The sequence below is a fragment of the Leucobacter sp. G161 genome, assembly GCF_001482305.1.
GTDB lineage: Bacteria > Actinomycetota > Actinomycetes > Actinomycetales > Microbacteriaceae > Leucobacter.
This window is the reverse complement of record NZ_LOHP01000034.1, coordinates 25895-33340: the sequence shown is the minus strand read 5'-3', so window position 1 is coordinate 33340 and position 7446 is coordinate 25895. Positions and strand designations below refer to the sequence as shown.

At 66.2% G+C, this 7446-nt stretch carries 6 protein-coding genes; all 6 read left to right on the top strand.

What is annotated here, in order from left to right; translation table 11 throughout:
- On the top strand, positions 1 to 637 hold a 637-nt coding region (locus AUL38_RS03210), incomplete at its 5' end, for a penicillin-binding transpeptidase domain-containing protein (protein ID WP_255355592.1).
- An 11-nt stretch (positions 638 to 648) separates the two neighbouring features.
- On the top strand, positions 649 to 2208 hold the full coding sequence (locus AUL38_RS03205) for a Mur ligase family protein (protein WP_059059262.1): 1560 nt from the start codon (positions 649 to 651) through the stop codon (positions 2206 to 2208).
- Positions 2205 to 3653: a UDP-N-acetylmuramoyl-tripeptide--D-alanyl-D-alanine ligase gene (gene murF / locus AUL38_RS03200; protein WP_059059261.1), complete on the top strand. Its 1449-nt coding sequence runs from the start codon at positions 2205 to 2207 to the stop codon at positions 3651 to 3653. The genes AUL38_RS03205 and murF overlap by 4 nt, the downstream gene beginning before the upstream one ends.
- A complete protein-coding gene (mraY, locus tag AUL38_RS03195; protein WP_059059260.1) occupies positions 3650 to 4735 on the top strand; it encodes a phospho-N-acetylmuramoyl-pentapeptide-transferase in 1086 nt (361 codons plus the stop codon). Before murF ends, mraY begins: the two co-directional genes overlap by 4 nt.
- The gene (gene murD, locus AUL38_RS03190; RefSeq protein ID WP_369795291.1) at positions 4732 to 6213 is read left to right on the top strand and encodes a UDP-N-acetylmuramoyl-L-alanine--D-glutamate ligase; all 1482 of its coding nucleotides are present in this window, start codon (positions 4732 to 4734) and stop codon (positions 6211 to 6213) included. Before mraY ends, murD begins: the two co-directional genes overlap by 4 nt.
- Positions 6214 to 6216: 3 nt before the next feature.
- The gene (locus tag AUL38_RS03185; protein ID WP_059059258.1) at positions 6217 to 7443 is read left to right on the top strand and encodes an FtsW/RodA/SpoVE family cell cycle protein; all 1227 of its coding nucleotides are present in this window, start codon (positions 6217 to 6219) and stop codon (positions 7441 to 7443) included.
- Positions 7444 to 7446: the final 3 nt, after the last annotated feature.

Below are 7446 nucleotides of genomic sequence, written 5' to 3'. Positions count from 1 at the left end.
CACGAAGTTCGGTATCGGGCAGCCGACGAACGCTGGGCTCCCGCTTGAGGACGCGGGGCGGCTCGCAGACGTCGCCGATTGGGACGCGCAGACGAGCTACGTCACGATGTTCGGGCAGGGGCTATCCTCGACGATCGTGCAAACCGCCGGCGTGTTTCAGACAATCGCAAACGGTGGCGTACGCATTCCGCCGGCCGTCGTCAAGAGCTGCACTTCGGCGGCGGGCAAGGTGAGTAAGCCCGAGCACGGCGAGGAGGTCAAGGTCATTTCGCCCGAGGCCGCAGCCGACACCCGAAAGATGCTCGAGACGATCGGCACGGACGGGCTCATTAAGGACATGGCCGGGATTCCCGGCTACCGCATCGGCGGGAAAACGGGCACCGCAGAGCAGGCTGACGGGCAGGGCGGCTACCGCACCGACTTCGTCTACAGCTTTGCCGGCATGTTCCCGATGGACGATCCGCAGTACGTGATTGTCGCGACGATCGGCTTCCCGCATGGCGGCGACGGCACAGCGGCTGCAGTGACTGCGTTCCACGACGCAGCCGAGTCAACCATTCGAAAGTTCCACATTTCGCCGTCGACCGGCAAGTACGAGAAGCTCCCGATTGGCGATGAGCCCGGGACTGCTGGGTAGGATGGATCCACGTGACCAGCACTAACGGTGATCTTACGATCCGACCTCAGCACCCGCGGAAGGTGTCGCTCGCGCAACTCGCAGAGCACTTCTCCCTTCAACTCCTTGATGACACCGGGGAGGCGGGCGTCACTGGCGTGACGATCGACTCACGCGACGTGCAGCCGGGAGACCTCTACGTGGGGTTGCCCGGGGCAAAGCACCACGGCGCAGACTTCGCAAGCAGCGCGGCATCGAGCGGCGCAGCCGCGATGCTCACCGACGCAGCCGGGCGCGACCGCGCAGTTGCTGCGGGAGTGACCGGGCTGCCCGTCCTCGTCATCGACAGGCACCCCCGCGAGATCCTTGGCGAGTTGTCTGCGCGCGTCTATGGCACCGACGAGCTCAGCGCGAAGACGTTCGGCATCACGGGCACGAACGGCAAGACGAGTGTCGTCTACTGCATCGCACAGGTGCTTGAAGCGGCCGGGCTCACGCCTGGGCTGAGCTCGACGGCTGAGCGGCGCATCGGTGACGAGGTCATCGTGTCGAACCTCACGAGCCCGGAATCCTCCGAGCTGCACGGACTCCTCGCGCGCATGGTCGAGCGCGGTGTCGAGGGTGTCGCGATCGAGGTCTCCGCGCAGGCCATCGGGCGGCATCGCATCGACGGCGTGCACTTCGACGTGGTCGCCTTCAACAACTTCTCGCAGGATCACCTCGAGGAGTACGGCGACATGGAAACCTACTTTCAGGCGAAGGCCGAGCTGTTTGTTCCCGAGCGTGCGAAGCGCGGCGTTGTCGTCGTCGACGGCCCCTACGGGCAACGGCTCGCGAAGCAGTCGCAGATCCCTGTCACCACGCTCGCGACCGAATACGGCCGCTCGGCCGACTGGCACCTCGCGGTTACCACGCAGAACCTCGACGGGGTCTCGTTCGTGCTGCAGGGCCCAGAGGGGGCTCACTTCCGCGGCCGCGTTCCCGTCTTCGGGCGCTTCATGGCGGAGAACGCCGCGCTCGCGCTCATCATGCTGCACGAGGCGGGCATCCCGTTCTCGCAGGTCGAAGCTGGTCTCGACAACGGCCTCATCCCGGTGCACATTCCAGGCCGGCTTGAAGAGATCACCGAGGATGGTGCTGGTCCGCGCTTCTTCGTCGATTACGGGCATACACCCGGGTCGTTTGAGGCCATGCTTGACGCGCTTGACGAGGTAGTCGAGGGCAAGATTATCTTCATGTTTGGCGCCGACGGAGACCGCGATACGACAAAACGCTCCGAGATGGGGCGGATCGCGGCGGCAGGCGCGGACACCGTCATCGTCTGTGATTACCACCCGCGCAGCGAACCGCCGGAGCAGATCCGCGCACAGCTACTCGAGGGTGCCCGCTCCGCCAACCACGCGACGCTCTACGAGGAAGCGGATCCGCGCACGGCGATCCGCCTCGCCATTTCGCTCGCGGAGCCCGGCGACGTTATTCTGTATGCCGGTCCAGGACACGAGGACTACCAAGAGGTCGCCGGTGCGTTTATCCCGTACTCGGCGCGGGATGAAGTACGCGGCGCGCTCCGCGAGGCAGGATTGCTTGCGTGATTGAACTCACTCTTTCCGAGATCGCAGACGCCACCGGCGGAACGCTGGTGCTTGCGCCAAACGACTCTCCCGAGACCGTGGTCCCTGGCGAATCCCAGACCGACTCCCGCGAGGTCCAGCCCGGCCAGATCTTCTTCGCGAGGCGCGGCGACGACACTGATGGGCACCTGTTCGCAGGCAAAGCCGTGCGCGCCGGCGCCGCGCTGCTCGTCGTCGAGCGCGAGCTCGGCGCAGCCGATCTCGGGCTTGAAGTCGACACCGACGGCGCGGCCAGACCGGTGACACAGCTCGTCGTAGCTGACGCGACCGACGCGCTCGGCGCGCTCGCGGCGGTGGCGGTCGGCCGGCTGCGCGAGCGGGGCGCGCTCACGATCGTCGGCATCACCGGCTCGAACGGCAAGACAACGACGAAGAACCTCGTAGCAACAATGGCGGCGAAGCTCGGGCCGACCGTCGCGAGCGAGAAATCATTCAACAACGAGGTCGGTGGCCCGATCACGATGCTCCGCGCAACGACCGAGACCGAGACGCTCGTTGCCGAGATGGGCGCGAGCGCCGAGGGCGAGATTGCTCGCCTCACCGCCATGGCGCGCCCGCACATCGGCGTCGTGCTCACGGTCGGGCTCGCGCACGCCGGGGAATTCGGCGGCATCGAGGCGACGTTCCGTGCGAAGAGCGAAATGGTCCGCAGCCTGGAGAACGACGGCGTCGCGATCCTCAACCGCGACGATCCGCGCGTCGCACAGATGGCCGAGCTCACGGGCGCGCGCGTCCTGTGGTTCGGGCAGCACCCCGAGGCGGATGTGCGCGCGAGCGACATCGAGCCCTCGGCGAGTGGGACGACGTTCACGCTGCACGCCGGTGACGAGTCGCGCAGCGTGTCGTTCCGGGTGCTCGGCGAGCACCACGTCATGAACGCACTCGCGGCCGCGGCTGTCGGGCTGACGCTGGGGCTCAGCCTCGACGACGTCATCGCAGAGCTGGAAGCGGCGACGCTCGCCGCACCAGGCCGGATGCAGGTGCTCGGCGGACGCGACGGCATCACCATCGTGAACGACGCGTACAACGCGAGCCCAGACTCTATGAGCGCTGCGATCCGCACGCTTGCGCAGATCACGAAGCCAGGCGGCCGCTCGGTGGCGGTGCTCGGCCCGATGAGTGAGCTCGGCGAGTACACGATCGAGGAACACCTCCGGATCGGGTTGCAGGCCGTTCGCCTGCGGATCAGCGAGCTTGTTGTCGTTGGCCGCGAGGCACGCGACCTGCACATTAGCGCCATCAACGAAGGGTCGTGGGACGGCGAGAGCGTGTTCTTCGAGACCCAAGATGAGGCGTTCAACTATCTACTCGAAACTCTCCGTGCCGACGACACGGTGCTGGTGAAGTCGTCGAATGCCGCGGGCCTGCAGGCCCTCGGAGACCGCCTGGGGGAGGCTTACGCATGATTGCCATGCTCATCGCAGCAGGATTCTCGCTGCTGTATTCGCTGCTGCTGACGCCGCTGTTCGTGCGCGGCTTCAACAAGCTCCGTTGGGGGCAGCCGATCCGCGTGGACGGGCCGAAGGATCACGAAACGAAGCGCGGCACGCCCACCATGGGCGGCCTCATCTTCATTTCCGGCTCGGTCATCGCCTACTTCGTCGGCAAGCTTGTCATGGGCGAAACCCCGACCCCGTCGGCACTGCTTGTCATCCTCATGGCGGTTGGCGCGGGGCTCGTCGGCTTCATCGACGACCTCATGAAGACGCGCATGCAGAACTCTGCCGGCCTCGGTGGCTGGGCAAAGATCGTCGGCCAGGTCGTGATCGCGGTCTCCTTCGCGCTGCTCGGCCTGCAGTTCGCTGACCACCACGGGCTCACTCCCGTGTCGACGCACATCTCCGTCTTCCGCGACCTGCCGTTCGACTTCATGAGCCTCGGCGTGATTGCCGGCACCATTCTCGTGATCCTCTGGGTCATGGTGATTGTGACCGCGACGACTAACGCGGTGAACGTCACCGACGGGCTCGACGGGCTCGCGGCCGGCGCCTCGATCTTCGCCTTCGGCTCGTACGTGATCATCGGGTTCTGGCAGGCAGCGCAGAACTGCGCGACGACCGCCGGAGAACCCGCCTGCTACGAGGTGCGCGATCCGATGGACCTTGCGGTCATCGCCGCAGCCTTCCTCGGCGGCGTCGCCGGCTTCCTCTGGTGGAACACGAACCCCGCGCAGATCTTCATGGGCGACACCGGGTCGATGGGCATCGGCGGCGCGATCGCGGCACTCGCGATCCTCAGCCGCACCGAGGTGCTCCTCGTGCTCATCGGTGGCCTCTTCATTATCGAGACCGGCTCCGTGATCCTGCAGCGCGTGTACTTCAAGGTGACGAAGGGGAAGCGGATCTTCCGCATGAGCCCGATCCACCACCACTTCGAGCTCAAGGGCTGGGCCGAGGTGACGATCGTTGTGAGATTCTGGATCATTGCCGGGCTCTTCGCGATCGTCGGCATCGGGTCGTTCTACGCCGAATGGGTGCTGAGCCAGTGACCGCCGTGCAGGAGCGCCTGGACGCGCTCACGAGCTGGCATCACGACTGGTCCGGTCTGAGGGTCGCGGTGTTGGGCCTTGGGGCCACTGGGTTCTCGGTCGCCGACACGCTTGTTGAACTCAACGCTCAGGTGCGTGTGGTCTACGGCAAGCCCGACCTAGACCGCGAGCGCCTGCTCGAGGTGATCGGCGCTGAGCGCGCGCTTGCTGAGAGTGACGACGCGCAGCTCGCCGAGCTCGACGCCTTCTCGCCCGAGCTCATCGTGATCTCGCCGGGATATCCCTCGCACCACCCCGTGGTGTCCTGGGCCGCCGAACGCGGCGTCACCGTCTGGGGCGACATCGAGTTGGGCTGGCGGCTGCGTGACAAGACCGACCGCATCGCTGACTGGATCTGCATCACCGGCACCAACGGGAAGACGACGACCTCTCAGCTCACGGCGCACATGCTCGTCGCGGGCGGGCTTCGCGCTGCGCCCGTTGGCAATATCGGCACGCCGATCCTCGACGCGTTGCGTGACCCCGTCGGGTACGACGTGCTCGTCGTTGAGCTCTCGAGCTTCCAACTGGAGCGCGTGCACTCGATCTCACCCTATGCGAGCGTCTGCCTGAACCTTGCTGACGACCACCTCGACTGGCACGGCGGGGCCGCAGGCTACCGCGATGCAAAGGCGAAGGTGTACGAGAACACGCAGGTCGCCTGCGTCTACAACCGCGGTGATCTCGCGACCGAGCGCATGGTCGAGGAGGCTGACGTCGTCGTGGGCGCACGTGCTATCAGCTTCGGGCTCGACTCGCCGCCGCCGAGCGGCTTCGGGGTGGTTGACGGGATCCTCATCGACCGCGGCTTCCATACCGGCCGGCGTGACGAGGCCTTCGAACTTGTCACCGTCGAGGAACTCGAGAACCGCGGCATCGGCCAGCCCCACATGGGCCAGAATATTCTCGCCGCCGCAGCGCTCGCGCGCTCGCGCGGCGTTGAGCCCGCGGAGATCGCGAGCGCGATCCTGAGCTTCACCCCCGACCCACACCGCGCCCAGCAGCTGGGCGAATGGGCGGGCGCGCGCTGGATCGACGATTCGAAGGCTACGAACGTGCACGCGGCTGACGCGTCGCTCCGCGCCCTCTCAGGGGTGGTCTGGGTCGTCGGAGGCCTGCTCAAGGGCGTCGATATCAGCCCGCTCGTGATCCAGCACGCCACGCGCCTGCGGGGAGCGGTGGTCATCGGCGCAGACCGTGCGGAGGTGTTGGCGATTCTCGCCAAGCACGCCCCGCAGGTGGCCGTCACCGAGGTCGTCGCTGAGCGCGGCCTCGACGTCATGCGCGAGGCGGTGCGCGCCGCCGCTGAGCTCGCGCAGCAGGGCGACACCGTGCTGTTGTCGCCGGCGTCTGCGTCGATGGATCAGTTCGCCGACTATGCGGACCGCGGACGCGCCTTCCAAGAGGCCCTCGCCGAGCTGTCGGACGGCGCTGAGTAGCCGATGGCTGGGCGAACCGGGCAACCGGGAGCGGGGGGAGGGAAGTCGCGTCCCGCCCTTGCCGGCACCCGGATTTCGCTCGGTGGGAGCCCCAAGAGCAGTAACGATCGCACCGTGGCGTTGCTGTGGGGGATCACCCTGCTCCTCACGGGCATCGGACTCATCATGGTGCTCTCCGCATCATCGGTGACCTCGTACTCGCAGGACAGGGGATCCCTGGGTGGGTTCACCCGGCAGCTCATCTTTGCCGCGCTGGGGCTCCCGCTCATGGTGTTCGCCGCAACGCGGAAGCTCGACTTCTGGAAGCGTTGGGCCTGGTGGTTCTTCGGAGCTGGCCTGCTGTTCCAAGCGCTGGTGTTCACCCCCCTCGGGTTTGCCGTTGGCGGTAACCGAAACTGGATCCTCATCGGAGATATCCAAGCGCAGCCGTCGGAGGCGCTGAAGCTCGCGCTCGTCGTCTGGATCGGCGTCGTGCTCCTGAAGAAGGAAAAGTATCTCGGGCAGGTGTCGCACGAACTCGTGCCGATCATCGTGCCAGGTGCGCTCCTAGCGCTCGGTCTCGTGCTCGGGGGCCGCGACCTCGGCACCGTGCTCGTCATGGCTGGCCTCGTCATCGGTGCCATGTACTTCGGCGGCGTGAGCTGGAAGTCGCTCGGCATCATCGTGATCGGCGGATTCATCGCGGTCTTCTTCTTCGTCGTGACGAGTCAAAACCGGCTGGATCGCCTGTTCGAGCACTCGGGCGGAAGCAACGACCTCACCGGTATCGGGTGGCAGCCGACACATGGCCTCTGGGCACTTGCGAACGGCGGCTTGTTTGGCGTCGGTCTTGGCGGTTCGAAGGCGAAGTGGAACTGGCTTCCTGCCGCTGACAACGACTATATTTTTGCGATCATCGGCGAGGAGCTCGGCTTCGTCGGCGCGATGCTCGTGATCTGTCTCTTCATCGCGCTCGCGGTGCTCATGCTGCGCGTGATCTCGCGCGCCCGGGATCGTTTCGGCCGCGCGGTTGTCGGCGGGGCACTCGTGTGGATCGTCGGCCAAGCTTTCATCAACATCGGTGTCGTGATCCGGCTATTCCCGGTGCTCGGCGTGCCGCTGCCGCTGATCAGCTCAGGTGGCACGGCGCTGGTGTCGTGTCTCGTGACAATGGGCGTGGTGATTTCGATCGCGCGAGACGCGAACGCGCACCGGCAGGAACTTGGCGACGACGCATTCGTGGCACGATAGCTA